Source organism: Nonomuraea sp. IBHARD001 (assembly GCF_056106265.1).
In genome coordinates this window covers 6,170,912-6,195,422 of the sequence record NZ_JBWBBW010000002.1, presented here as the reverse complement: position 1 = coordinate 6,195,422, position 24,511 = coordinate 6,170,912, and the positions used below count along the sequence as shown (strand labels likewise).

Annotated in this window: 22 protein-coding genes; 13 read left to right on the top strand and 9 right to left on the bottom strand. The window is 70.7% G+C overall.

The genetic code is table 11. From position 1 onward, the window contains the following. Positions 1-34: 34 nt before the first annotated feature. Together ACTWNK_RS30225 and ACTWNK_RS30220 are read right to left on the bottom strand one after the other, a co-directional pair. Complete coding sequence (locus ACTWNK_RS30225) at positions 35-949, bottom strand: TauD/TfdA dioxygenase family protein (protein ID WP_474308030.1); 915 nt, start codon at positions 947-949, stop codon at positions 35-37. A gap of 59 nt (positions 950-1,008) precedes the next feature. After that, a complete protein-coding gene (locus tag ACTWNK_RS30220) occupies positions 1,009-1,710 on the bottom strand; it encodes a M50 family metallopeptidase (RefSeq protein WP_474308028.1) in 702 nt (233 codons plus the stop codon). A 138-nt stretch (positions 1,711-1,848) separates the two neighbouring features. Here ACTWNK_RS30220 and ACTWNK_RS30215 point away from each other — a divergent pair, with 138 nt between their 5' ends. Next, positions 1,849-2,325, top strand: coding sequence for a nuclear transport factor 2 family protein (locus ACTWNK_RS30215; protein WP_474308026.1), 477 nt, complete (start codon positions 1,849-1,851; stop codon positions 2,323-2,325). Positions 2,326-2,336: 11 nt separating this feature from the next. Further along, entirely contained in the window at positions 2,337-3,455 is a 1,119-nt protein-coding gene (locus tag ACTWNK_RS30210) for a magnesium and cobalt transport protein CorA (RefSeq protein ID WP_474308024.1), read from the top strand. A 7-nt stretch (positions 3,456-3,462) separates the two neighbouring features. Here ACTWNK_RS30210 and ACTWNK_RS30205 read toward each other — a convergent pair whose 3' ends face one another. Then, positions 3,463-5,682 carry a thiamine pyrophosphate-dependent enzyme gene (locus tag ACTWNK_RS30205; protein WP_474308022.1) on the bottom strand — a complete coding sequence of 740 codons (2,220 nt, stop codon included), beginning with the start codon at positions 5,680-5,682 and terminating at the stop codon, positions 3,463-3,465. Positions 5,683-5,886: 204 nt separating this feature from the next. Between ACTWNK_RS30205 and ACTWNK_RS30200 the strand changes: the two genes are divergently transcribed. Together ACTWNK_RS30200 and ACTWNK_RS30195 are read left to right on the top strand one after the other, a co-directional pair. After that, entirely contained in the window at positions 5,887-7,254 is a 1,368-nt protein-coding gene (locus ACTWNK_RS30200; protein ID WP_474308020.1) for a hypothetical protein, read from the top strand. A 126-nt stretch (positions 7,255-7,380) separates the two neighbouring features. After that, positions 7,381-7,602 (top strand): hypothetical protein, encoded by a 222-nt coding sequence (locus tag ACTWNK_RS30195; RefSeq protein WP_474308018.1) that lies wholly within the window; start codon positions 7,381-7,383, stop codon positions 7,600-7,602. A gap of 4 nt (positions 7,603-7,606) precedes the next feature. Here ACTWNK_RS30195 and ACTWNK_RS30190 read toward each other — a convergent pair whose 3' ends face one another. From ACTWNK_RS30190 to ACTWNK_RS30180, 3 genes are read right to left on the bottom strand one after another with little or no spacing between them, the layout of a single operon-like run. Next, on the bottom strand, positions 7,607-8,461 hold the full coding sequence (locus tag ACTWNK_RS30190; protein WP_474308016.1) for an ABC transporter permease: 855 nt from the start codon (positions 8,459-8,461) through the stop codon (positions 7,607-7,609). Then, complete coding sequence (locus tag ACTWNK_RS30185; protein ID WP_474308014.1) at positions 8,461-9,429, bottom strand: ATP-binding cassette domain-containing protein; 969 nt, start codon at positions 9,427-9,429, stop codon at positions 8,461-8,463. Before ACTWNK_RS30185 ends, ACTWNK_RS30190 begins: the two co-directional genes overlap by 1 nt. A 4-nt stretch (positions 9,430-9,433) precedes the next feature. Beyond that, positions 9,434-9,886 (bottom strand): PadR family transcriptional regulator, encoded by a 453-nt coding sequence (locus tag ACTWNK_RS30180; RefSeq protein ID WP_474308012.1) that lies wholly within the window; start codon positions 9,884-9,886, stop codon positions 9,434-9,436. Between the two features lie 160 nt (positions 9,887-10,046). On the opposite strand from ACTWNK_RS30180, the gene ACTWNK_RS30175 reads away from it, so the two are divergent. Both ACTWNK_RS30175 and ACTWNK_RS30170 read left to right on the top strand, forming a co-directional pair. Continuing rightward, a complete protein-coding gene (locus ACTWNK_RS30175; protein ID WP_474308010.1) occupies positions 10,047-12,506 on the top strand; it encodes an ATP-binding protein in 2,460 nt (819 codons plus the stop codon). Between the two features lie 207 nt (positions 12,507-12,713). Next, a complete protein-coding gene (locus ACTWNK_RS30170; RefSeq protein ID WP_474308008.1) occupies positions 12,714-13,454 on the top strand; it encodes an AMP-binding protein in 741 nt (246 codons plus the stop codon). Here ACTWNK_RS30170 and ACTWNK_RS30165 read toward each other — a convergent pair. After that, complete coding sequence (locus ACTWNK_RS30165) at positions 13,451-14,035, bottom strand: SACE_7040 family transcriptional regulator (protein WP_474308006.1); 585 nt, start codon at positions 14,033-14,035, stop codon at positions 13,451-13,453. The genes ACTWNK_RS30170 and ACTWNK_RS30165 overlap by 4 nt on opposite strands. 70 nt (positions 14,036-14,105) lie before the next feature. Here ACTWNK_RS30165 and ACTWNK_RS30160 point away from each other — a divergent pair, with 70 nt between their 5' ends. From ACTWNK_RS30160 to ACTWNK_RS30130, 7 genes are all read left to right on the top strand, one after another. After that, complete coding sequence (locus tag ACTWNK_RS30160; RefSeq protein WP_474311020.1) at positions 14,106-15,659, top strand: carboxyl transferase domain-containing protein; 1,554 nt, start codon at positions 14,106-14,108, stop codon at positions 15,657-15,659. Positions 15,660-15,661: 2 nt separating this feature from the next. Then, on the top strand, positions 15,662-17,605 hold the full coding sequence (locus tag ACTWNK_RS30155) for an acetyl/propionyl/methylcrotonyl-CoA carboxylase subunit alpha (RefSeq protein WP_474311018.1): 1,944 nt from the start codon (positions 15,662-15,664) through the stop codon (positions 17,603-17,605). After that, positions 17,602-18,522 (top strand): hydroxymethylglutaryl-CoA lyase, encoded by a 921-nt coding sequence (locus ACTWNK_RS30150; protein ID WP_474308004.1) that lies wholly within the window; start codon positions 17,602-17,604, stop codon positions 18,520-18,522. Before ACTWNK_RS30155 ends, ACTWNK_RS30150 begins: the two co-directional genes overlap by 4 nt. Continuing rightward, a complete protein-coding gene (locus ACTWNK_RS30145; protein WP_474308002.1) occupies positions 18,522-19,673 on the top strand; it encodes an acyl-CoA dehydrogenase family protein in 1,152 nt (383 codons plus the stop codon). The genes ACTWNK_RS30150 and ACTWNK_RS30145 overlap by 1 nt, the downstream gene beginning before the upstream one ends. 191 nt (positions 19,674-19,864) lie before the next feature. Next, complete coding sequence (locus tag ACTWNK_RS30140) at positions 19,865-20,851, top strand: RelA/SpoT domain-containing protein (RefSeq protein ID WP_474308000.1); 987 nt, start codon at positions 19,865-19,867, stop codon at positions 20,849-20,851. Continuing rightward, positions 20,848-21,084: a hypothetical protein gene (locus ACTWNK_RS30135; RefSeq protein ID WP_474307998.1), complete on the top strand. Its 237-nt coding sequence runs from the start codon at positions 20,848-20,850 to the stop codon at positions 21,082-21,084. Before ACTWNK_RS30140 ends, ACTWNK_RS30135 begins: the two co-directional genes overlap by 4 nt. Before the next feature lie 109 nt (positions 21,085-21,193). Further along, positions 21,194-21,628, top strand: coding sequence for a GNAT family N-acetyltransferase (locus tag ACTWNK_RS30130; protein ID WP_474307996.1), 435 nt, complete (start codon positions 21,194-21,196; stop codon positions 21,626-21,628). Between the two features lie 9 nt (positions 21,629-21,637). Here the strand turns inward: ACTWNK_RS30130 and ACTWNK_RS30125 are convergent, their stop codons facing one another. Continuing rightward, the gene (locus ACTWNK_RS30125) at positions 21,638-23,500 is read right to left on the bottom strand and encodes a hypothetical protein (RefSeq protein WP_474307994.1); all 1,863 of its coding nucleotides are present in this window, start codon (positions 23,498-23,500) and stop codon (positions 21,638-21,640) included. Between the two features lie 64 nt (positions 23,501-23,564). Continuing rightward, positions 23,565-24,509, bottom strand: coding sequence for a carbohydrate kinase family protein (locus tag ACTWNK_RS30120; RefSeq protein ID WP_474307992.1), 945 nt, complete (start codon positions 24,507-24,509; stop codon positions 23,565-23,567). Positions 24,510-24,511 lie beyond the last annotated feature (2 nt).

The window sequence follows — 24,511 nt, the reverse complement described above, 5'->3', positions numbered from 1 at the left end:
CCCGGCACGGGAGGCCCCTCCTGGTGCCGTCGGGTCAGGCCGCCGCGGGGGAGGTGTAGGCCGCGGCGTCGCCCTCCAGCGACGTGCTGGGCCGCCCGTCGACGCCCACGGGCACCTCGCCCGCGATCGTCACCCGGTGCAGCCGTCGAGGCTGGTCGCCGAAGTCGTGCACGACCCTGTGCTGGGTGGCCCGGTTGTCCCACACCGCCACGTCGCCGGGCGCCCAGCGCCAGCGCACGGTGTTCTCCACCTGGGTGACCTGCTCCTGGATGAGCTTGATCAGCGCGTGTGAGGTCCTGGTGTCGAGCCCGGTCAGCCGCTTGGCGAAGTCGCCGAGCAGGATCGAGCGCTCGCCGGTCTCCGGGTGCACCCTGACGACCGGGTGCTCGGTCTCGAACGCGGTCGAGGCGAACACCTTGGCATGGCGCAGCGAGATCTCGGGATGCTCGGAGGCGGCGATCCTGGCGTAGTCGTAGGCGTTGGTGTGGACGGCGCGCAAGCCGTCGAGCAGTGTGCGCAGCTCGGCCGACAGGTGTTCGTATGCGGTCACGGTGTTGGCCCACAACGTGTCGCCCCCGGCCGGCGGCACGGTCACCGCGCGCAGCACCGAGGCGAGCGGCGGCCTGTCGACGAAGGTGACGTCGGTGTGCCAGCGGTCCACCTTCTGGCCGTCGCTGTAGTCGAGGTCGAGGATGTGCTCGCTCTGGCGTGCGGCGGGCACGGTCGGGTGTGCCGTGGTCAGCTCGCCGAGCAGCCGGGCGAAGGCGACCTGGCCCTGCTCGTCGAGGTGGTCCTGGCCGCGGAAGAAGACGACCTTGTGTGTCAGCAGGGCCAGGCGTATCTCCGCGACGAGTTCGTCGGGCAGGTCGCCGCCGAGCCGTACGCCGTCGAGCTGGGCGCCGATGCGGCCGGCTACGGGAGTGATGGCGAGGGAGGTTGTGGTGGCCATGCCGCCACGGTAGAACGCCTCACCCCTAAAGGCAACATAACAGGTAGGGAATTATGGATTTAGGGGATCGGCGCCATCAGATACGCGCCGGCGGCCACCGAGGCCAGCGCCACCAGCAGGAAGAACAGCACGTAGAAGCCGCCGGGCAGGAAGGTGAGCCGGGCCAGCTGGTCGGCGTCGGAGTCGGGCGCCTGCCGCCTGCGCCGCTTGCGCTGCAACTCGACGATCGGCCGGACCCCGCCGAACAGCAGGAGCCACACCGCGAAGTGCGCCGCGATCTGCTGCACCTGCTCGGGCGCGTACATCGACAGGGCGAACACCGCGCCGCCCGAGGCCAGCAGGATCAGCGCGCCGAACACATTGCGGATCAGCACCAGCATGCAGACGAGGAACAGCAGCACCGACCAGACCAGCAGGGTGATGCGCCCCTGCGCGGTCAGCCAGGCCGCGAGCAGGCCCAGCAGCGACGGCGCCACGTAACCGGCCAGGGCGGTCAGCACCATGCCGGGCCCGTTGGGCCTGCCTCTGGTCAGCGTCACGCCCGAGGTGTCGGAGTGCAGCCTGATGCCCTCCAGCTTGCGCCTGGTCAGCAGGGCCATGACCGCGTGGCCGCCCTCGTGCGCGATCGTGATCAGCCCGCGCGCCAGATGCCACGACGGCCGGTAGGTGACCAGCACCAGTGCGGCGAGCGCGGCGGCCACGACCACCCACGGCTGGGGGGCGTCCTGCGCCGCGGTGAGGTGAGCCCATAGCTTGTCCATCGAGAGATGACCCTACCGAGGTAAAGGGCTGGTTGTGGCGATAGAACACCATTGCGGGCCCGGGGTCGCCGCCGACCGCGCGGACAGGTGTGCTGGACAATGCGACGGGCATGATCTGATGGCACCTGGGGGGTATTGATGAACGATCAGTACGAACGACTGCTTCACACCTTCTATCGGGCTTTCGGCAGTGGCGACACCGACACGATGGAGCGGTGCTACCACCCGGACGTCAGCTTCGGCGACCCGATCTTCCAGGAGGTCGAGGGCCGCGACCGGGTCATGGCCATGTGGCGGCTGCTGCTGAGCCGGGGCAGCGGCCTGGCCGTACAGTGCCGTGACGTCAGCGCCGACGCGCACTCGGGCGCCGCGCACTGGACGGCCAGCTACACCTTCTCGCGCACCGGCCGCAAGGTCGTCAACGAGGTGGACGCGCTGTTCAGGTTCGAGGACGATCTGATCGTGCGCCATCACGACGCCTACGACTTCAGGCACTGGTCCAAGATGGCCCTGGGCAGGCCGGCCGGGCTGCTGCTCGGCTGGACGCCGATGTTCAGGAAGAGCATCCGCGACCGGGCCGTCGAGGCGCTCGACGACTACCGGCGCGTGGGCTGAGCGGAGGCGGCATGGCACGGATGCGCGACTTCCTGCGAGGGGGCGTCCGGGAGGCGGCCCCCGAGCAGTCGATGGACCCCCGAGGCGCGGACGAGGACACGCCGTACCGGCCGAGTGTGATCGACAACGCCGTCTACCTCGACGGCAAGCGCGTCGGCACCCCCGCCTCCCTCGCCGACGCCTTCGACGCGCTGAAGTCCGACGAGGCCGCCATGGCCTGGATCGGCCTGTACCGGCCGAAGGACTGGGAGCTGGTCAAGGTCGCCGAGGAGTTCGACCTGCACGAACTCGCCCTCGAGGACGCGATCGTCGCACACCAGCGCCCCAAGGCCGACCGCTACGGCGACACGCTGTTCGTCGTGCTGCGCGCCGCCCAGTACCTCGACGACGTCGAGGAGGTCGCCTTCGGCGAGGTGCACATCTTCGTCGGCGCCAACTTCGTCCTGACCGTACGCCACGCCGAGGCCCCCGACCTGTCGGCCGTACGGCGACGCATGGAGTCCGACCCCGACCTGCTGCGCCAGGGGTCCCAGGCCGTGCTCTACGCCATTCTCGACGCCGTGGTCGACGGCTACGCGCCGGTCGTGGCCGGGTTGCAGAACGACATCGACGAGATCGAGGCGCAGGTCTTCGGCGGCGACCCCATGGTCTCGCGCCGTGTCTACGAGCTGTCGGGCGAGGTGATCGAGTTCCAGCGCGCGACCAGGCCGCTGCTCGGCATGATCGACGGCTTCATCGCGGGCTCGGCCAAGTACGGCGTGGACGAGGGGCTGCAGACCTATCTGCGCGACGTGGCCGACCACGCGATCACCGTCACCGAGCGCGTCGACGGGTTCAGGCAGATGCTCCAGGACATCCTGCTGGTCAACTCCACCCTCGTCAGCCAGGCGCAGAACGAGGAGATCGCCAAGATGACGCAGGCCAGCATCGCCCAGGGCGAGGAGGTCAAGAAGATCTCCGCCTGGGCCGCCATCCTGTTCGCCCCCACGCTGGTCGGCACCATATACGGGATGAACTTCGATGTGATGCCCGAACTGCACTGGGCGGGCGGCTACCCCTTCGCCGTCCTGCTCATGGCCGGGGTGTGCCTGACGCTGTACCTGGTGTTCAAGCGGCGCGACTGGCTCTGAGCCGGGCTCAGGCCAGCATCTTGCGCGCGGCCTGCTCGATCTCCTCCTCCGACAGCAGCACGTGCCCGGCGGCGTCGCCGAGCGGGATGAAGCTGTCGCAGGAGGTGACCCGGTCGATCAGGCCGTCGAACCCGGCGTCCAGCATCTCGGCCACGATGCCCTCCGACACCCCGCCCGAGCGGCGGGTCTCGTCGGCGATCAGCACCTTGCCGGTCAGCTCGGCCGCCTGCATGAGGTCGTCGATCGGCAGCGGCGACAGCCAGCGCAGGTCGAGCACCCGGCAGGAGAAACCCTCCGAGGTCAGCCGCACCGCGGCACGCAGCGACATGCGCAGGCCGTTGCCGAACGTCACGATCGTCAGGTCTCGCCCGTCGCCGTAGGAACGCGCCCTGCCGATCGGCACGTGCGTCTCCGGCCAGCGGGCGGGCGGCGCGTAGGGGGCCATCCAGCCCTGGTCGCCGTCGTCGAACAGATGGCGCTCGTTGTAGAGCGCGATCGGCTCAAGGAAGACGCAGACCGAGCCGCTCGTGCGCGCGGCGGCCAGGCACGTGCGCAGCATCGCGGCCGCGTCGTCCGGCCGCGACGGGGAGGCGACGACCAGGCCGGGGATGTCACGCAGGGCGGCGACGGCGTTGTCGTTGTGGAAGTGGCCGCCGAAGCCCTTCTGGTAGCCGTAGGCGGCCACCCTGACGACCAGCGGGTTGGTGTAGGCGCCGTTGGAGAAGAACTGCAGCGTCGAGGCCTCGCCCCTGATCTGGTCGAGCGCGTTGTGCAGATAGGCGAGGTACTGGATCTCGGGCACGGGCAGCAGCTTCGACACCCCTGAGCCGAGTGCGAGACCGAGCACGGCCTGCTCGTCCAGCAGGGTGTCGAAGACGCGCGAGGCGCCGAAACGCTTCTGCAGGCCCCGGGTGACGCCGTAGACGCCGCCCTTGCGCGCGACGTCCTCACCGAAGATCATCATCTCCGGGTAGACGGACAGCGCGTCGACGAGCGTCCTGTTGATGGACTGCGACAACGTCAGCAGCGTGCCGTCGGGCAGCGCGCCCGCGAACGCCCGCTCCCGGTGCGACGGCTCGGCGGCCGTCGGGCTGATCTTCGCGATCAGGCTCGGGTCGCGCGGTGCGATCGTGGACATGACCTGCTCGGCCGAGGCCAGCCTGGGCCTGCGCGTGGTCTCCAGCGCCACCCGCAGCACATGGTCGCGCTCGGACTCGTAGCGCTTGATCACCTCTTCGGGCGACAGCAGCCCGCCCTCGACCAGCATCGCGGCCGTGGCCACCAGCGGGTCGCGGGCCAGGTCGGCCCGTATCTCCTTGCCGGTGCGGTAGGAGGTCTCCACGTCCGACCCCGCATGACCCATCAGACGTACGGTCGACAGGTGCAGCAGCGCGGGGGAGCGGTGGGTGCGGACGTGCTCGACGGCCCGGTGCGAGACGTCGTAGGCCTCGGCCAGGTCGCAGCCGTCGGCGGAGAAGTACTCGATGCCGGGACGCCTGGCCGCGGCCTCGACCCAGCCCTTGGGTGTGCGCACGCTGATGCCGAGCCCGTTGTCCTCGCACACGAACAGGATCGGCAGCGGCAGGCCCTGGTAGGCGCCGTAGGAGGCGGTGTTGAGCCCGGACATGGCGCTGGCGTGGTTGATGGAGGCGTCGCCGAAGCTGCACACCGCGATCGCGTCGGCGGGCCAGCGCGGTGAGGCCATGCCGAGTGCCGTCGAGCGCTCGATCGCGAACGCCACGCCGACCGCGCGGGGCAGATGGCTGGCGATCGTCGAGGTCTGCGGGATGACGGCCAGGTCGGGATGGCCGAAAACCTTGTGCCTGCCGCCGGAGATCGGCTCTTCGGCCGAGGCGGTCAGCCCCAGCAGCACGTCGCGCAGCCCCTGCTCGGGCAGCCTGCCGCTCTGGGCGGACCTGGTCAGGTAGAAGGCGCCGGACCTGTAGTGCAGCAGCGCGGGATCGGTCGGGCGCAGGGCGGCGGCCACGGCGGCGTTGCCCTCGTGACCGGCCGAGCCGATCGTGTAGAAGCCTTCGTTCTGCTCGCGCAGCCAGCGGGCGGCCACATCGAGAAGGCGGCTGCCCAGCTGGTGCTCGAACAGTGCCAGGCACTGCTCGCCCGTCAGGGAGGACCCCTCGCGGATCGGCTTCGCGGCATCTCTGGGGGCTCCTGCCTGCAACCCCTCGACCGCCCGGGCGAAATTGTCTTCAACAGTGTCGCGCGCCACAAGCCCGATTATGTCCCCACGGGCCGGGCTTCGTCTGCCTGTCGCACAGGTCCGCCGGTGGACCGCTCCCATTTGCCGGTCTTGACAGAGCTGAATGACAAGTTGTTAATTTTCACAACCATTGACCTGTCCCTTACGTCTACTTTAAAGAACGACGTGGCACCCTCAATGCCGCGTTCAACCAACGGGAGGACGGACACCCGCATGTTGCAACGCATCCGAGCCGTCGCCGTGGCGCTCGCGGTGGGAGCCGGGGCACTCGCCCTCGCTCCGCCGGCCTCGGCGGTGACAGCACCTCCGAACATCTCCAACGTCGACATCACGCCCAGCCCTGTGGTGATCGCCGACAAGCCCGTCACGGTCACCTTCAGCTTCACGGCCTCGGCCGCGGGCTCGGCCGAGCTCCGGGTCAAGGCGCCGGGCCAGGGCGGCGACGGCGACGTCGTCACCCTGAGCAAGGCCCCGCACGGCCAGGAGACCAAGTACACCGGCACCAAGTCCTTCGACGCCAAGGACGCCGGCAGGTGGAGCTACCGCGCCACCGCCACCGGCGAGGGCACCGACGCCGTCGCCGGCAAGTTCGACATCGTGGTCAAGAAGGCGGTCGACACCAAGATCGTCGACTTCGACGCGACGCCGGACCTGGTCGCCAAGGGCGACCACATCTCCGTCTCCGGCCAGCTGCTGCGCGAGGGCAAGGGCTGGGAGGGCTACGGCGGCCAGCAGGTCGTCATCACCTTCAGGGAGAAGGGCACCGACGCCTACAAGCACATCGAGAAGGCGACGACCTCGGCCAACGGCTCGTTCGGCGCCAAGGTCAAGGTCGAGGCCACCGGCTGGTGGCGCGCGGAGTACGCCGGACACGCCCAGGCCAAGGGCTCGGTCAGCGACTCCGACGGCGTCGAGGTCAAGGCCGTGGCCCGCGCCAGCAGGATCACCGGATTCGACGCCTACGCCGAGCCCGTGGAGAAGGGCGACAAGCTCTCCTTCAAGGGCACGCTGCAGGTCGAGGGCAAGGGCGGCTGGGACGGCCTGAAGGGCCAGAAGGTCGCGATCCTGTTCAAGGCGAGCGGCTCCTCCAAGTGGGAGTACGTCACCAGCGACTGGACCGACGGCTACGGCCGCTTCTGGGCCGGCGCCAGGGCGTACGCCTCCGGCTGGTGGAAGGCCTCGTTCGCGGGCGCCGACGGTGTCAGCGGCTCCGCCAGCGGCGGCGACTGGGTGACGGTCGTCGACTCCACCCCGCCCCCGAGCAAGGCGGACTCCCGCCTGATCAAGTTCAACGCCTCCCCCGAGCCCGTCAAGTACGGCCGCTACCTGTCCTTCAGGGGCAAGCTGCAGATCGACGACGAGGGGCACTGGGAGGGCTACGCCGGCAAGGTCGGCCTGTACTTCTGGCCCAAGGGCGGCCACAAGTGGTACTTCGTGAAGACCACCTGGGCCAACGGCTCCGGCAAGATCTACACCAAGGCCAAGGCCTACCAGTCCGGCTACTGGAAGTTCGTCTTCAAGGGTGACGGCGACGCCTACGGCGACAGCGGCAGCAAGGACTACGTCCGTGTGAAGCGCTGAGCGTGCGCGACCCTGTGTGAAACCACCGAAGGCCCGGAGCCGCACTCCGGGCCTTCGGCCTGTCCGGGCCACAGCGTGACCCGGCGGGGGACTGCTCTTTGCCAGGCGGGGGGAATGCTCTGACGCATGGTCATCGAGCTCGCCTTCGCCCTGCTCACCGCCGTGAGCCCGCCGCCTTCGGGCCCCACGCCCGCGCCGCCGCCCCCGCCGCCCTTCGCGGTCGAGGGCACGCCGCCCACGCCGCTGTGCCCGCCGGGCCAGCTCGCCCTGTACGAGCCGAAGCAGTGCTTCACCACGCCGTGCCCGCAGTACGCGTGCGTGTCGCCGCCCTACGTCCGGCCGTACTGAGCCGCTACTCGCTCCTCCTGAACTGCGCCACGGCGACGCCCAGCAGGCCGAGGCCGATCAGCACGACCAGCCCCACCTCGACCGGCACGGGCACCTGCCAGCCGAACCAGGTGACCCCGGGGTTGAGCACGGCGTCGACCTGCGGCGGGACCGAAAGGTGGGAGAACACGGCCTGGCGCATCGGGTCGACGGCGTAGGTCAGCGGGTTGACGGTGGTCAGCACGTGCAGCCACGAGGGCAGGTTGGCCAGCGGGAACATCGCACCCGACAGGAACAGCATCGGCATGATCGCCATCTGCATCAGGCCGAAGAACGTCTGCATGTTGCGCATCCTCGCGGCGAGCATCACCCCGAACGCGGTCATCGCGAACGCCGCGAGGAACATCTCCACCAGCAACGTCGCCATCAACCCGGCCGAGTACGGCACGCCGACCAGCCCGGCCATCGCCAGGATGACCACGCCCTGCCCGGTGGCGACGACCGCGCCGCCCAGGCACTTGCCCAGCACGATCGCGCCTCTGCTCACCGGTGCGACCAGCATCTCGCGCAGGAACCCGAACTCCCTGTCCCACACGATCGAGCCCGCCGAGAACATCGCCGTCATGATCACGGTCATCGAGATCATGCCCGGATACATGAACGTGCGGTAGTCGATGCCGGGAATGGCGCCCTTGACCAGCGAGCCGAGCCCCGTGCCCATGACGAACAGCCACAGCACCGGCTGGACCAGCATCGAGGCCAGCCGGGTGCGGTCGCTGACGAAGCGCAGCATCTCGCGGTGCAGCACCACCTTGATCGCGCGCAGGTCGTGGCCGGTGCTGTGCAGCGGGACCCTGACGCCCGCCACGTCGGTCGTCATCAGCGCCTCACCATCGCTCTCATCCACTCGTTGCCGGATCCGGCCTCCGCGTCCCTGATGGTGGAGCCGGTGTAGTTCATGAACACGTCGTCGAGGGAGGGGCGTGACACGCTCACGGACCTGATCGGCAGGCCGAGCCCGGCGAACAGCCTGGGCACGAACTCCTCGCCCGACGCGACCGCGAACGTCACCGCGTCCTCGACCAGTGCGGCCTCGATGCCGAAGCGCTCGCGCAGCGCCGTGATGGCGGCTTCGGCGTCGGCGGTGACGATCTGCACGCGGTCCTTTCCGACGCTGGCCTTGAGCGCCTCGGGGGAGTCGACGACCACGATCTCGCCGTGGTCGATGATGGCGATCCTGTCGGTGTACTCCGCCTCGTCCATGTAGTGCGTCGTCATGAAGATCGTGATGTCCTCGGTGTGCCGCAGCCTGTTGATGTAGCCCCAGATCGCCGACCTGGTCTGCGGGTCGAGGCCGACCGTGGGCTCGTCGAGGAAGAGCACCCGGGGCGAGTGCAGCAGGCCGCGTGCGATCTCCAGGCGGCGCTTCATCCCGCCGGAGAACGTCATCACCTTGGCGTCCTTGCGGTCCCACAGCGCCACCATCTCCATGACCTGCCTGATCCGCGCCCCGACGACCGACTTCGGCACGCCGTACAGCTCGGCGTGGAAGCGCAGGTTCTGCTCCGCGCTGAGGTAGCCGTCGAGCGTCGGGTCCTGGAAGACCAGCCCGATGTTGCGGCGTACGGCGTCGCGTTCGCGTACGACGTCGTGCCCGGCGACGGTGGCGGTGCCGCCGGTGGGGTTGGCCAGGGTGCACAGCATGCTGATGGTGGTGGTCTTGCCTGCGCCGTTGGGACCGAGGAAACCGAACACCTCGCCCGACGCCACCTCGAAGTCGACGCCCTTGACGGCCTCGACCTTGCCGTACGTCTTCGTCAGTCCCTTGACCGAGATCGCGGGATCCATTGTCTCACTCCCCCTCTGCCATGATCCGGAACACCGACTTCCTCGTCTCCCTGAGCAGCTTCTTCGCCTCGGCGAGCTGCCTGTCGTCGGCCGTACGGGTGAGGTGGCCGACGGCCTCGGCGAGCTGGGCCCACAGCAGCCGCAGCTCGTGGCGCTCCTCGGGGATCGACCTGACCACCTCGTGCCAGGGCTCACGCCCGCTCTCGCCGTGCCCCCTGCCCGCCTCGGTCAGGCTGAAGACGCGCACCCCGCCCGTCTCCTCGGCGCTGACCAGCCCCTCGTCCTGCAACTGCTGCAGCGCGGGGTAGACCGAGCCCGGACTCGGCCGCCAGAGGCCGGAGGTGCGCTCGGCGATCTCCTGGATCATCTGGTAACCGTTGGCCGGCCTCTCGTCCAGCAGTGCCAGCAGTGCCGAGCGTACGTCTCCCCGGCGGACCCTGGGTGCGAACCGGTGCATTGACCGCTCACCTCGCAAAGGTCCTCTAGTCCAACTATCTAGATAGTGTGACGATATATCTAGATAGCGGGAAGTGGCAAGAGTCATGATTGCGGGCAGACAGATCCGGTAACCGATGGCAAACTCACAGTGACAGCGCCCCATGCCGATCGGGAGAGCCATGGAGCACCTTCTGCTCAGGCACAACCTTCCCGTCCCCCGCAGCTCGTTCGTCGGTCGCGAGCGGGACACCGCCGACCTGTGCCGTCTCATCGAGGTGACCAGGCTGATCACCCTGTGCGGAGCGGGAGGCGTGGGCAAGACCAGGCTGGCGCTGCACGTCGCGGCCACCATCGCCGACGGGTCCGAGGACGAGGTCAGGCTGGTCGAGCTGGCCGACACCGGCAGCAACGAGCCCGTCGTGCACCGGGTGGCCGCAGCCCTTGAGATCAGGGCGGAGCCGGGCAGGCCGCTGACGCAGACGCTGCTGGCCGCCGTCGCGGGCCGCAGGCTGCTCATCGTGCTGGACAACTGCGAGCACATCATCGACGCCTGCGCCGATCTGGCCAACGAGCTGCTGGCCGGATGTCCGGGCGTGCGGCTGCTGGCCACCTCGCGCGAGCCGCTGCGCATCCAGGGCGAGACCGTGTGGCGGGTGCCGCCGCTCGCCGTACCGAGGAAGGGCATGCGGGAGGCGGGGGAGGTGGCGGCGTTCGAGTCGGTGCGGCTGTTCGAGGAGCGGGCGGCGGCGGCCAGCCCCGGGTTCGCCGTCACCGCCGACAACGCCGCCGACGTCGCCACCCTGTGCCGTGCCGTCGACGGGGTGCCGCTGGCCATCGAGCTGTCGGCCGCGCGCATCAGGATGATGCCGGTGCACGAGATCGTCGACCGGCTCGGCGACAGGTTCAGGGTGCTGACGACGGGCGATCGCACCGCGCCAGCCAGGCAGCGCACCCTGCTGGCCACCGTCGAGTGGAGCTACCAGCTGCTGAACCGGCAGGAACGCGCGCTGCTGCGCCGCCTGGCCATCTTCTCCGGCGGCTGGACGCTGCGCATGGCCGAAGAGGTGTGCGCGGGCGCCGAGGTGCCGCAGGAGGCGGTGCTCAATGTGTTCGCCGGGCTGGTCGACAAGTCGTTCGTGGTGCCCGAGGACGAGGAGCCGGGCGGGGCGCGCTATCGGATGATGGAGACGATCAGGGCCTACGCCCTGGCCATGCTGGCCGAGCCTGGCGAGGAGCCCGAGCTGCGCTTCCATCTGGCCGGTCACCTCATCGAGCTGGCCGAGCGCTGGGAGTCGGCGTCGGTGACCGGCGTGCTGCCCTGGGAGGAGCGCGTACGTCTGGACACCGCGGTGAGCGCCGAGCAGGAGAACCTGCGCGCCACCCTGCGCTGGGCGTCCACCACCGGTGACCGGGCGCTCGGCCTGCGCCTGGCCGCCGCACTGCGTCCGCTGTGGCTGGGCCACGGCTCGGCGCGCGAGGGCCGGGCCTGGCTGGAGCGCCTGCTGACCGGGCAGGGCGCCTGGTCGGGCAGCGCCGTGCATGCCAGGGCCCTGGTCTGCCATGCCGAGATCTGCCACACGCTGGGCGACTTCGCCGCCGGGCTGAGCTCGGCCGAGCAGGGGGCCGAGCTCAGCCGGGTGCTCGGCGACCCGGTCACGGTGGCCAGAGCGCTCAACATACTCGGGCTGCTGCTGTGGCAGTCCGGGCAGGGCGCCAGGGCCGCGGCCCTGCTCGAAGAGGCGGTCACGCTGTCGAAGGTGACCGGCGAGACGATGATCGAGGCCATCGCGCTCGGCTCGCTCGGCGCGATGGCGGGCCAGGAGGGCAGGCTCAAGGAGGCCCAGCGCCGCCTGGACGAGGCGCTCGCGCTGATGCGCGCAAGCGATCACCGCTGGGGCGTCGGCAACGCGCTGATCGGCCTGGCGGCGCTGTCGGAGATACGCGGCGACCAGGCGGCGGCGCGACGCCAGCTCGCCGAGTGCCTCATGGTCGCCCGCTCGATGGACGCGCCGCAGGAGCTGCTGCGGGCGCTGGTCGGCTATGCCAGGGTGCTGGTGCAGCAGGGCGAGCACGACGGCGCGTGCGGTGTGATCGAGGAGGGGCTGCGGCGCAGCAGGCAGGGCGGGCAGCGGCTGCAGACCGCGCGCCTGCTGGAGATCTCCGCCTCGCTCGCCCTGAAGACCGGCGCGCCCGCCAGGGGTGTGCGCCTGCTGTCGGCGGGATCGGCGATACGCGAGCCGCTGGGCCGGGTGCGTTCGGTCGGCTCGGGCGCCCTGCTCGACCGGCTGCTCGGCCAGGCGCGCAAGGCGCTGGGCGAGGAGCGGGTCGCGGCGCTGTGGAGCGAGGGCGCGGCGCTGAAGGAGGAGGCGGCCATCAGCCTGGCCGTCGACAGGACGCCCGAGGAGGAGCACACGGCCGTGCCGCCCGCCGAGGTCGCCGAGGGCGGCGGTGTGCTGACGCCACGCGAGCGGGAGATCTCCGCGCTGATCGCCAGAGGACTGACCAACAGGGGCATCGCCGACGAGCTGGTCATCAGCCAGGCCACGGTCGCCCGGCATGTCGCCAACATCCTGGCCAAGCTGGGTTTCGGGTCGCGCTCCCAGGTCGCGGCCTGGGCGGTCGAGCAGGAACTCGCCTAGCGGGAGCTCTCGCCTAGCGGGAGCTCTCGCCTAGCGGGAACGCTCGCCTGGCCGGAGCTCGCCCAGCGGGAACGCTCGCCTAGCGGGAACTCGCCCAGCGGGAGCCCGGGTTTTTGCAGTGGGAACCCCTTCTTCCTGTGCATACACATCCCGCATACACACATCTGCCGATGTGCGCGCGGGCGCCTCGGTCGTAGGTTCTTCGGCATGACGAATGTCGCGTGGACCGTGCTCGGCGTCGCCGAGACGCTCGGCGCGCGCGTCGCGGTGCGCGACGAGGCGAGCGGGGCGGAGATCACCTTCGCCGATCTCGCGGCGACCATGCGGCTGGCCGGAGCCGGTCTGCTGCGGCGCGGCCTGCTGGCGGGCGACCCGACGGCCGTCTACGCCGACGACGCGGTCGCCTGCGCCGTCGCGGTCGGCGCCGTGGCCGTGGCGGGCGGGATGGTCGCGCCGATCCCGCTGGGCTCCAGGGCGAGCAGGGTGGCCACCTGGCTGGCCGACGAGGACATCAGGCTGCTGCTGACGACGAGCAGGTTCGCGCCGGGCGCGGTGCTGGCGGCCGAGTCCTCACGCGTGCGCGAGGTGATCGTGCTCGGCGACCCGCTGCCGGGCACGACCGGGTTCGCCGCGATCGTCGAGGCGGGCAGGGGCGCTCCGCCTCCGGCCGGTGGCCCCGACGGCGACGGGCCGGTGCTGCTGCCGTTCCGGGGCCGGCCGATCTCGCACGGCACGCTGCTCAAGGCGGCGGGCGCGGTCTCGCCGCAGGAGTTGTTCGGCCTGCCGAGCTGGCCGCAGGGACCGGCGGTGGCCAGGATCGTGCTGGAGCTCGACGACGACGGCGCCAGGGTCGCGGTGCGCTCGGTCGCGGCCGTGCTGCGCGGCTACACCGCCTCCGTGTCGCTGCAGCCGATCGTCAGCCGACGCGCCCTTGTTAACGGACGTTAACAAACGGTGGCGAACGCCGCCCTGGCCATCGTGTGCAGCAACGGCCGCATCGCCTCGGCGGGCAGCTCGCCCGCACTGTGCGGGGTGGAGTTGAGCAGGCCGAACACGGCATGGGTCGCGGCGCGCAGCCGGGGCGGCGGGCAGCCCGGGTGCAGCTCGCTCAGCACGGTCACCCACTCCTCGGCGTAGAGCCGCTGCCTGCGCCTGATCTGCCGCCGGGCCGGCTCGGGCACGTTGCCGAGTTCGCGGTCGTGCACGGTGATGAGGGCGGGCTGCTCAAGTGCGAACGTGATCTGCACGTTCAGCAGGGCGTCCAGCATGGCCCCCGGGTCGCTGCCCGACGTGACGACCTCGACGGCCGAGTCGTGCAGCCGGGTGGAGACGTCGAGCAACATCTCGGCCAGCAGGGCCTCCTTGCCCGCGAAATGCCGGTAGAGCGCGGGTCCCGAGACGCCGACGGCATTGCCGATGTCCTCGATCGACACCCCGTGAAACCCTCTGGCCGCGAAAAGGGAGGCGGCGGCCTGGAGGATGGCCAGCCGTCGCGGGGTAGGGGTTCGGACAGTCGTCACATCTCGCATACTAGACGATGACGTTAATGATGACTAACATCCGGCTCATGAGTGGAGTAGCGACATGACCGATTGGCCGGTGCTCGGCACCGTGGCCGATCTGGGCGGCGAAAGCTTCAAGTCACACGCCGAAGCCCAGGAACGGCTGGTCGCCGAGCTGCGCGAACGGCTGGCCACCGCGGCCAGGGGCGGCCCCGAACGTTCACGGCAGCGCCATGTCGAACGCGGCAAGCTGCTGCCGCGCGACCGCGTCGACGGCCTGCTCGACCCCGGTTCGCGCTTCCTCGAACTGTCGCCCCTGGCCGCGAACGGCCTCTACGACGACCAGGCGCCCGCCGCCGGCATCATCACCGGCGTCGGCCGGGTCTCCGGTCGCGAATGCGTGATCGTCGCCAACGACGCCACCGTCAAGGGCGGCACGTACTACCCGCTCACCGTCAAGAAGCACCTGCGCGCCCAGGAGGTGGCGCTGGACAACCGGCTGCCCTGCCTCTACCTGGTCGACTCGGGAGGGGCCTTCCTGCCCAGGCAGGACGAGGTCTTCCCCGACCGCGAGCACTTCGGCCGCATCTTCTACAACCAGGCCACGATGTCGGCGCGCGGCATCCCGCAGATCGCCGCCGTGCTCGGCTCGTGCACGGCCGGAGGCGCGTACGTGCCCGCGATGAGCGACGAGGCCGTCATCGTGCGCAACCAGGGGACGATCTTCCTCGGCGGCCCGCCGCTGGTGAAGGCGGCCACCGGCGAGGAGGTCACGGCCGAGGAGCTCGGCGGGGGCGACCTGCACGCGCGTACCAGCGGTGTCACCGACCACCTGGCCGAAAGCGACGAGCACGCCCTGGCCATCGTGCGCGACATCGTCGCCACCTTCGGCCCCCGCGAGGCCGCCCCGTGGGAGCGCAGGCCGCCTGCCGAGCCCGCGCACGACCCGCGCGACCTCTACGGCATCGTGCCCGCCGACACCCGCACGCCCTACGACGTGCACGACGTCATCTCGCGTGTCGTGGACGGCTCCCGGTTCCTGGAGTTCAAGGCGGAGTACGGCTCGACGCTCGTCACCGGGTTCGCGCACATCCACGGCCATCCGGTGGGCGTCATCGCCAACAACGGCATCCTGTTCGCCGAGTCGGCGCTCAAGGGCGCGCACTTCATCGAGCTGTGCGACCGCCGTGGCATCCCGCTGGTCTTCCTGCAGAACATCAGCGGCTTCATGGTCGGCAAGGCCTACGAGGCGGGCGGCATCGCCAAGCACGGCGCCAAGATGGTCACCGCCGTCGCCTGCGCCCGGGTGCCCAAGCTGACCGTCGTCATCGGCGGCTCGTTCGGCGCGGGCAACTACGCGATGGCCGGACGGGCCTACTCGCCCAGGTTCCTGTGGATGTGGCCCAACGCCCGCATCTCGGTCATGGGCGGCGAGCAGGCGGCCAACGTCCTCACCACCGTCGGCAACGCCGACCCCGACGCCATCCGCGAGCAGTACGAACGCCAGGGCAACCCGTACTACTCCACCGCCAGGCTCTGGGACGACGGCGTCATCGACCCGCTCGACACCCGCACGGTGCTCGGCCTCGCGCTCTCCGCGGCGGCCAACGCGCCGCTCGACCCCATCGGCTACGGCGTCTTCCGGATGTGATGATGTTCTCCACCGTTCTGATCGCCAACAGGGGCGAGATAGCCGTCCGGATCATCCGGACGCTCCGCTCGATGGGCCTGACGTCGGCCGTCGTGCACAGCGCCGCCGACGCGGGCGCGCCGCACGTTCGCGCGGCCGACCTCGCCGTGCTCGTGCCCGGCTACCTCGACATCGACGCCGTGGTCGCCGCCGCGCTGCGGGTCGGCGCGCAGGCCGTACACCCCGGCTACGGGTTCCTCGCCGAGAACGCGGCGTTCGCCAGGGCCTGCGCCGAGGCCGGGCTGGTGTTCGTCGGGCCTTCGGCCGAGGTCATCGACGCCATGGGCGACAAGATCAGGGCCAAGGCCACGGTCTCGGCCGCCGGTGTGCCCGTCGTGCCCGGCGCGGCCGAACCCGCCGACGACCTGACGACCTGGTCGCACTTCCCGGCGCTGATCAAACCGTCGGCCGGCGGCGGCGGCAAGGGCATGGTGCTGGTACGCGAGAGCGCCGAACTGCCCGAGGCGCTGGAGTCGGCCAGGCGCACCGCACGTGCCGCGTTCGGCGACGCGACCCTGCTCATCGAGAGGTACGTCGAGAACCCGCGCCACATCGAGATCCAGGTCATCGCCGACACCCACGGCAACGTCCTGCACCTGGGCGAGCGCGAGTGCAGCCTGCAGCGCAGGCACCAGAAGATCATCGAGGAGGCGCCCTCGCCCTTCGTCGACGAGCCGATGCGGGCTCGCATGGGCGCGGCGGCCGTCGACGCCGCCAGGTCCGTCGGCTACGTCGGGGCGGGCACGGTCGAGTTCATCGTCGACGGCACGACCGGCGAGCACCACTTCATGGAGATGAACACCCGCTTGCAGGTCGAACACCCGGTCACCGAGCTCGTCACCGGCCTCGACCTGGTCGCCCTGCAACTGCGCGCCGCCGCCGGCGAGCACCTGCCGCTCACCCAGCAGGAGGTACGGCTCGGCGGGCACGCGGCCGAGGCGCGCGTCTACGCCGAGGACCCGGCGCGCGGGTTCCTGCCGACCGGCGGCACGGTGCTGGCCCTGCGCGAGCCCGAGAGCGAGCGCGTCGACTCGGGCCTGGCCGTCGGCACCGTCGTGGGCAGCGACTACGACCCCATGCTGGCCAAGGTCATCGCCTGGGCGCCCACCCGCGAGGAGGCGCTGAAGGGCCTGGACAGGGCGCTGGCCCACACCACGATCCTCGGTCTGACCACCAACATCCCGTTCCTGCGCGCCCTGACCCTGCACCCGGCCGTCGTGGCGGGCGAACTGGACACAGGACTGGTCGAACGCGCCCTGCCCGAACTGGTCGGCCCGCAGGAGACACCGGCCGAGATCCTGGCCGCCGCCGCCCTGCTCCTGCACACCGGCCCCGAGCACGCCGCCGACCCCTGGGAGATCGGAGACGGCTGGCGCGCGGGCGAGCACGCGTGGACCGTATGGCGGCTGGAGAGCCGTGGCGAGATCACCGAGGTGGCCGTCAGAGGCCTGCCGCGCACCGGCGCCGAGGTCCTGGACGCGGCCGGCACGCCGATCCCGGCCACGCTCACGCGGGCAGGCGACAGGCTCACCCTGACACTCGGCGAGCGCACCTGCCGCCTGTCGGCCGCCCGTGACGGCGACACGGTCTGGATCGGCTCGGGCGGCGCGGCCTGGGCGCTGACCAGGCACCGCATCGGCGACGGCGCCGGGCGCACCGGCGCGGCCGGAACGGGCGACGGCGTGGTCAGAAGCCCCATGCCGGGCACCGTGCTGGTCGTCAAGGCCGCCGCGGGCGACCGGGTCGAGGAGGGGCAGGCCCTGCTCATCGTCGAGGCGATGAAGATGGAGCACACCGTGACCGCGCCGTCGGCGGGAGTCGTGGCCGAGCTGCCCGTGCGCGCGGGTCAGCAGGTGGCCATGGACGCCGTGCTGGCCGTGGTCAAGCCGGAGGAGGAGACGTCATGACGGCGAAGCCGTACCCGATGGAAGGGCTGCCCGAGCGGGTCACGGTCTACGAGGTGGGGCCGCGCGACGGGCTGCAGAACGAGGACGTCGTCGTGCCCGTCGAGGTCAAGCGCGAGTTCATCGACAGGCTCGCCGACGCGGGGCACCAGGTCATCGAGGCGACCAGCTTCGTGCATCCCACCTGGGTGCCGCAGCTCGCCGACGCGGGGGAGCTGCTGGCCACGCTGGAGCGGCGGCCCGGCATCCGCTACCCGGTGCTGGTGCCCAACGAACGCGGCCTGGAGCGGGCGCTGGCGCACGGGGTCGAGGAGATCGCGGTGTTCGCCAGCGCCACCGAGAGCTTCGCCAGGCGCAACCTCAACCGGGGTCTGGACAGCCAGTTCGAGATGTTCGAGCCGGTCGTCGCCCGGGCGCTGGCCGAGGGCGTGCGGGTGCGGGCGTACGTTTCGATGATCTTCGGTGATCCGTGGGAGGGCGCCACGCCCGTCGAGCAGGTCGTCCGGGTGGGGGAGCGGCTGCTCGGGCTCGGCTGCCACCAGCTCTCGCTCGGCGACACGATCGGCGTCGGCACCCCCGGGCACGTCACCGAGCTCATCACGGCCTTCGGCGACCCCGGCAGGCTGGCCGTGCACTTCCACGACACCTACGGCCAGGCGCTGGCCAACACGCTCGCCGCGCTCAGGGCGGGCGTCACCGTCGTCGACGCCTCCACCGGCGGCATCGGCGGCTGCCCCTACGCCGAGTCGGCCACCGGCAACCTGGCCACCGAAGACCTGGTCTGGATGTTGCGCGGGCTCGGTATCGAAACCGGCCTCGACCTGGACAAGCTCGTCGACACCAGCGTGTGGCTGGCCGAACGGCTCGGCCGTCCCTCGCCCTCAAGGGTCGTGCAGGCCCTCGCCCCCAAGGAGAAGTGATGATCAGCGAAGAGTACGAGGACCTGCGCAAGACCGTCGAGGCGTTCGCCCGCAACCAGGTCGCCCCCGTGATCGGCGACCTGTACGAACGCGAGGAGTTCCCCTACGACATCGTCCGCCAGATGGGCGCGATGGGCCTGTTCGGCCTGCCGATCCCCGAGGAGCACGGCGGCATGGGCGGCGACTACTTCGCCCTGTGCCTGGCTCTTGAGGAGCTGGCCAGGGTCGACTCCAGCGTGTCGATCACGCTGGAGGCGGCGGTCTCGCTCGGCGCGATGCCGATCTACCGGTTCGGCACGGCCGAGCAGAAGGCCGAGTGGCTGCCCTCCCTGACCGCGGGGGAGCGGCTGGGCGCCTTCGGCCTGACCGAGCCCGGCGGCGGCTCCGACGTGCCCGGCGGCATGCGCACCACGGCCGTGCTCGAAGGCGGCCAGTGGGTGATCAACGGCACCAAGGCGTTCATCACCAACTCGGGCACCGACATCACCGGCGTCGTCGGGGTGGCCGCCATCACCGGCACCCGGGCGAACGGCAAGCCGGAGATCTCCACCATCCTGGTGCCATCGGGGACGCCCGGCTTCGTGGTGTCGAAGAAGTACTCCAAGGTGGGCTGGAACGCCTCCGACACCCGTGAGCTGTCCTTCTCCGACTGCCGGGTGCCCGAGGCGAACCTGCTCGGCGAACGCGGCCGCGGCTACGCTCAGTTCCTGCAGACCCTCGACGAGGGCCGCATCGCCATCGCCGCGCTGTCGGTCGGCCTCGCCCAGGGGTGCGTGGACGAGTCGCTCAAGTACGTGCGCGAGCGCGAGGCCTTCGGGCATCCCATCGGGCACTACCAGGCCATCCAGTTCAAGATCGCCGACATGGAGGTCAGGACGCACACCGCACGCCTGGCCTACTACCACGCCGCCGAACTCATGCTGAACGGCCAGCCGTTCAAGAAGGCCGCGGCGATCGCCAAGCTGGTCTCCTCCAACGCCGCCATGGACAACGCACGCGACGCCACCCAGATCTTCGGCGGCTACGGCTTCATGAACGAGTACCCGGTGGGCCGCTTCTACCGCGACGCCAAGATCCTGGAGATCGGCGAGGGCACCTCCGAGGTCCAGCGCATGCTCATCGCCAGAGAACTGGGCCTTTCCGGCCTCTGAGGGGCCACCGGGTTCCAGCGGAGTTGCGCTGACCGAACCCGCCGCCTGCGTATCCGGGAGTGCTGAGCGAACTCTTGCCAGTACTCCCGGACGCTTGGGCGGGGCTTCCTGTCATGCCATCAGGCAGTGGAGGCGAACCGGCGTTGGCAACCACAGGGCGGTTGCCGGACACTCTCCGCTACCGTTCAACCATGCCTGGACTGCCGATATCGAGATCAGCATTGGACAAGCTGGGCGAACGGCTCACTGCTCACGGAAATGTCTCGGACGAGGACGAGGATACGTTCGCCGCCGTTGCCGACGCGTACCAAGAGGTCCTTGACGCTGTCGAGCAGGAACTGTCCGGCCTGGGCTTCCAAGCCGTCGTCCGAGTGAAAACCACCCAGGTCCTGATCGAGAAGCTTCAACGGGAGAAGTGCCGCCTCGGCCAGGTTCAGGACTTCGCCGGAGCTCGTATCGTCGTCAAGAGGCGTGTGAAACAGGACGAGGCCGTCTCCCGCATCGTGGCGCACTTCAACGGGTGGGCCAAGAAGGACTGCAGGACCGTCGACCGTCGGGAGACACCTTCGCGAGGCTATCGGGCGGTCCACATCATCGTGTTTCCGCATGGAGTCCCTGTGGAGATCCAGGTGCGCACCGACCTTCAGGACTGGTGGGCGCAAACGGTGGAGAGGCTTGGCGACACCTGGGGGCGGGGTATCCGCTACGGAGACGTCCCGGAAGGTGAGGTCGAGATCGACGGCGAGATCGTCTCACGCGCTTCGGTCATGGAAGACCTGCTCTCCCTGAGCGACTCGATCGAAATGCTGGAGACGCAGCGCGACCTCATTGAGAGGATGGAGGGGCGCATGCGTGCTTACATGGGCCTGACGGCCATCCTCGATGATCGCTTCGACCGCGCCACGCCATGGCCCGCACTCATCGCGGAAGCATTCCCGACCCCGGAAGAACTCAGCGGGTTCACGCTCAGGATCGGGCAGTCGACGTACATCGAAGACGGCCGACCGGTCCAAGCGCCGGGCACAGTCGGGTCGGTCCTGGACTCACTGATCGCTTTCTGTGCGAGTACCGACGTAGTCCTCGACGACCTCCAGCCCAGATACGAGGAGCTGGAGACTTTCTTCCGAGGTAGATTGCAGGAGATAGCATCAGCGCCTTCGCCCGAGGAGCACCAGTGAGACACTTCCTGCTGGTCTACGACCGTCAGAGTGGCAAGCTCCTGCGTGACGAGGAACACCATGATCGCAGTCTTGCTCTGAAGGGCCGTTTCGCCGCGGAGCGTGCGCACCGTGGCGAGCCGAACATCGAGGTCGTCGTACTCGGCGCACGCTCGCATGCCGATCTGATCCGTACCCACGCCCGCTACTTCAAGACGATCAGTGAGCTCGCCGCGTCCGCTCTCAACCGATAGGTCGCACTCCGTAGAGCGGCACAGTGCGGTCGAACGCCGGACGGTCAGGGAGGCCGAGAGTCCGCCGCCTGTTGGACGTGTCCAGGGTGGAGGTTCTAAGGTCACCGGCATGACGGCTGACGATCTCGTGATTCGACGGGCGGGCAGGGCGGACGCGGACGAGATCTTCGCGTTGGCGCGGGAGTTCGGGGTGACGTTCAGGCCGGAGCGTGCGGCGTTCGACCGGGCGTTGCCGGTACTGCTCGGCGACGGGGACGCGTTGTTGCTGACGGCGGTGGCCGAGGGCAGGGTGCACGGGTATCTGCTGGGGTATGTGCATCTGACGCTGTTCGCCAACGGGCATGTCGCCTGGGTGGAGGAGGCGATCGTGCAGTCGGGGTATCGGCGGCAGGGGATCGGCCGGGCCCTGCTGGAGGAGTTCGAGACCTGGGCGCGCTCGCGCGAGGCCCGGTACGTCGCGCTCGCCACGCGCCGGGCGCCCGAGTTCTACCACGCGCTCGGCTACGAGCAGTCGGCCGACTTCTACCGCAAGGTGCTGCGTTAGCCGTACTTGTCAGGCGCTGGTGAGCTGGGCGTCCAGGCGGTAGCCGTCGACGGTCACGTAGACCTGGTCGCCCGGACGGGCGTTGAGGCGCATCAGGACGGGCTGCAGCGAGTCGAAGACCGGCTGGTGGTCGCGCCAGACCAGGACGACCGCGTTGTCGCCGGGTCCCGTGACCGATAGCAGGGTGCCAGGCCGCATGCCCAGCTGCGCCGCGTACCCCTCGGGCACGGGCACGGGCTCGCCGCGCAGATGCTCGGGCGTGACGTCGATGCGCTGCCAGCGGCGCGGGTCGGCCGTGGGGCTCGGCGGCGGTGGGGGCGGCGGGCTCTGCCTCGGGCCCGCACCGGGGCCGGCTCCGGCTCCGGCGAACGGTGAGCGGCCTCCGGACAGGGCCGACAGTGTGGCCAGTGCGGCGGTGGGGTCGATCGAGCCGGTGACCGTGGGGATCGGCGCGCCGCCTCGGTGGTGGTGGCCGTTGGCTCCAGGGGTACGGCGGGGCAGCGGCTGCTGCACGGCGGGCTGGGGCTCGGCCTGGCGGTGGTCGTCGGCCGGGAGCGCGTCCAGCCAGGCCATGGCGGAGTGCCGCCTGATGCCGAGCTCTCCCAGCCATTCGGCCACGTCGTCGGCGTCGGCGGGCACCCGGCCGGCGAGCAGCTGCCTGGTACGGCGCTGCAGGCCTTGCAGGTCGCCCACGACCAGCCAGCCGCCCTGCAGCCGCCGGTCGGGCATCAGCGTGACGAGCACGCGCCACAGCGGTGTGCGCAGGGTGGGCACCTCGATCGGGTGGGCCGGGTCGGCGCCGATCAGCTGCTCCTCGGTGGCGGCGGCGCCGAGCCACTCGGTGAGCCTGAACATGTGCCCCGTGACCGGCGCAGACTCCGACGAGCGCAGCCAGTGCAGCACCCGCTCCTCGGCCTGGCGCTGGGCCTGCGAGAGCACCTCACGGTCGACGTTGAGCCGATGCGCGAGGGCCCGCAGGCTGATCGGGTCAGCGGCGAACAGCCGCTCGACGGCGACGGCCTTCTCCAGCGGCTCGAAGTTCCTGAACATGCCGTCGACGACACCGGCCATGATGTGGTCGGGCGAGTTCGGGTCGGCGGGGACGGCGGGGGCCGCGGGCTTGCGCGTGGGGAGGGCGGGAGCGGCCGGGGCGGCGGGCGGCTGCGCGGCCGACGGCTGGGCGTCGGCGGAGCCGGGCTGGCCGGGGGCGACGGAGGTGCCGGGCTGGCCGGGAGCGGCCGGGGGGCCCGAAGGCGCGGGGTGGCCGGGCTGGGCGGATGCCTCCGGGGCCTGAGGGACGCCGGGCCGACCGCCTTGAGCGCCGCCCTGTCCACCTTGTCCCGTCTGCACACCCTGCCCAGCAGGAAGGCCCTGGGACGGCGAAGGCGCGGGCACGCCAGCGGTGCCCCCAGGCTGCCCCTGGAACGCCATCGCACCCTGCCCGTCGCCCTGCCTGGCCGGAATCCGGCTGAGGATCTCGCGGAACACCGAGACGACCAGCACGTCGGCCCCGGCGGGTGAGGCCAGGTCCCCGGCGGTCAGGCGGCGCAGGCGGGCCCAGCCGCCGAGCCCGGCGATGGCCGCCTTGGCCGGTTCGGGCCAGCCGGGCAGCCCGGGGTCGATGCGGTGGACGTGCAGGGCGGGCAGGACCTCGGCCAGCGGAAGGTGGTCCCAGCGGGAGGCGGCCAGCAGGGCCAGCCGCTCGCAGATCCATTCGACGCCGAGCGCGCCGAGTGCGCGCGGAAGGGCGAGCGAACCCCACCAACCGGCGGGCAGGCGGGGGTCGGCCAAGGCCTCGGCGATCTGCTGGGGGCGGCTCCAGCGCAGCGCAGGAACCAGGTCGCTCAGGCAGATCGATGACTCGGCATCCATCGGCGGACCGCTACCTCCCCAAAGTGACGCTTGTGGCTAATGGTGCAGCCTACGCCGCAAGCTATCAATCAGTGTGAATAGGGTAAAGACGGTTGGAGCCCAAACCGTACCGTGGCCGGCCGCCCACCAGTGCCACGGCCTCGGCTCCCGAACGGCATCCGGCGGCCAGCGCCTCGGCGTCGCCGGCCCCGCTGAGCAGTGCGGACAGCAGTCCGGCGGCGAAGGCGTCGCCCGCGCCGGTCGAATCCACGACGGTCGTCTCGACCGCACTCGCCCTGGCCGTGATCCGGCCGTCGCGTGCCACCAGTCCGCCGAGCGCCCCGAGCTTGACCGCCGCACGGCCGTACCTGCGGCTCAGGATCAGGGCCGCGCTCTCGGCGTCGGGGGCGCCGGTGAGCAGGACGGCCTCGTCGGTGTTCGGGATGACGAGATCGGCGGGCGCGGTCTCGGCGAGGAAGCGCTCGACGCCGAACTCGGCCAGCGGCCCGGTCGAGGCGGGGTCGACGCTGATCGTCAGGCCGCGTGCGGTCGCCTCGGCCATGGCCAGCCTGGCCAGCCGCAGGCCGGGTTCGGTGAACAGCGTGTAGCCCGAGATGTGCAGCAGGCGCACCCCGTCGAGCAGGTCGGGCGACCAGTCGGTCGGGCCGATGTGCGCGCCCGCGCCCCTGTTGGTGAGGAAGGAGCGCTCGCCCGTGTGGTCGACCATGGCGATGATCACGGCGGTGGCGTGGTCGGGGTCCATCCGCAGGTACGGCTTGACGCCGGTCGCGGTCAGCTCCGAGCGGTGCCATTCGCCGGTGTCGTAGCCGACCCTGGCCAGCAGCCGGGTGTCGGCGCCCAGGTGGGCGGCCCAGGCGGCGGTGTTCGCCCCGGAGCCGCCCGGACGCAGTGCGATGTCGGCGGCGGTGTCGGTGCCCGTCGCCAGGCCTCTGCCGACCGCGCCGCCGTCCAGTGCGACCACGTCGGTGACCACGTCGCCGATGACGAGCAGGCCGTTGCCGCCGCCCATGG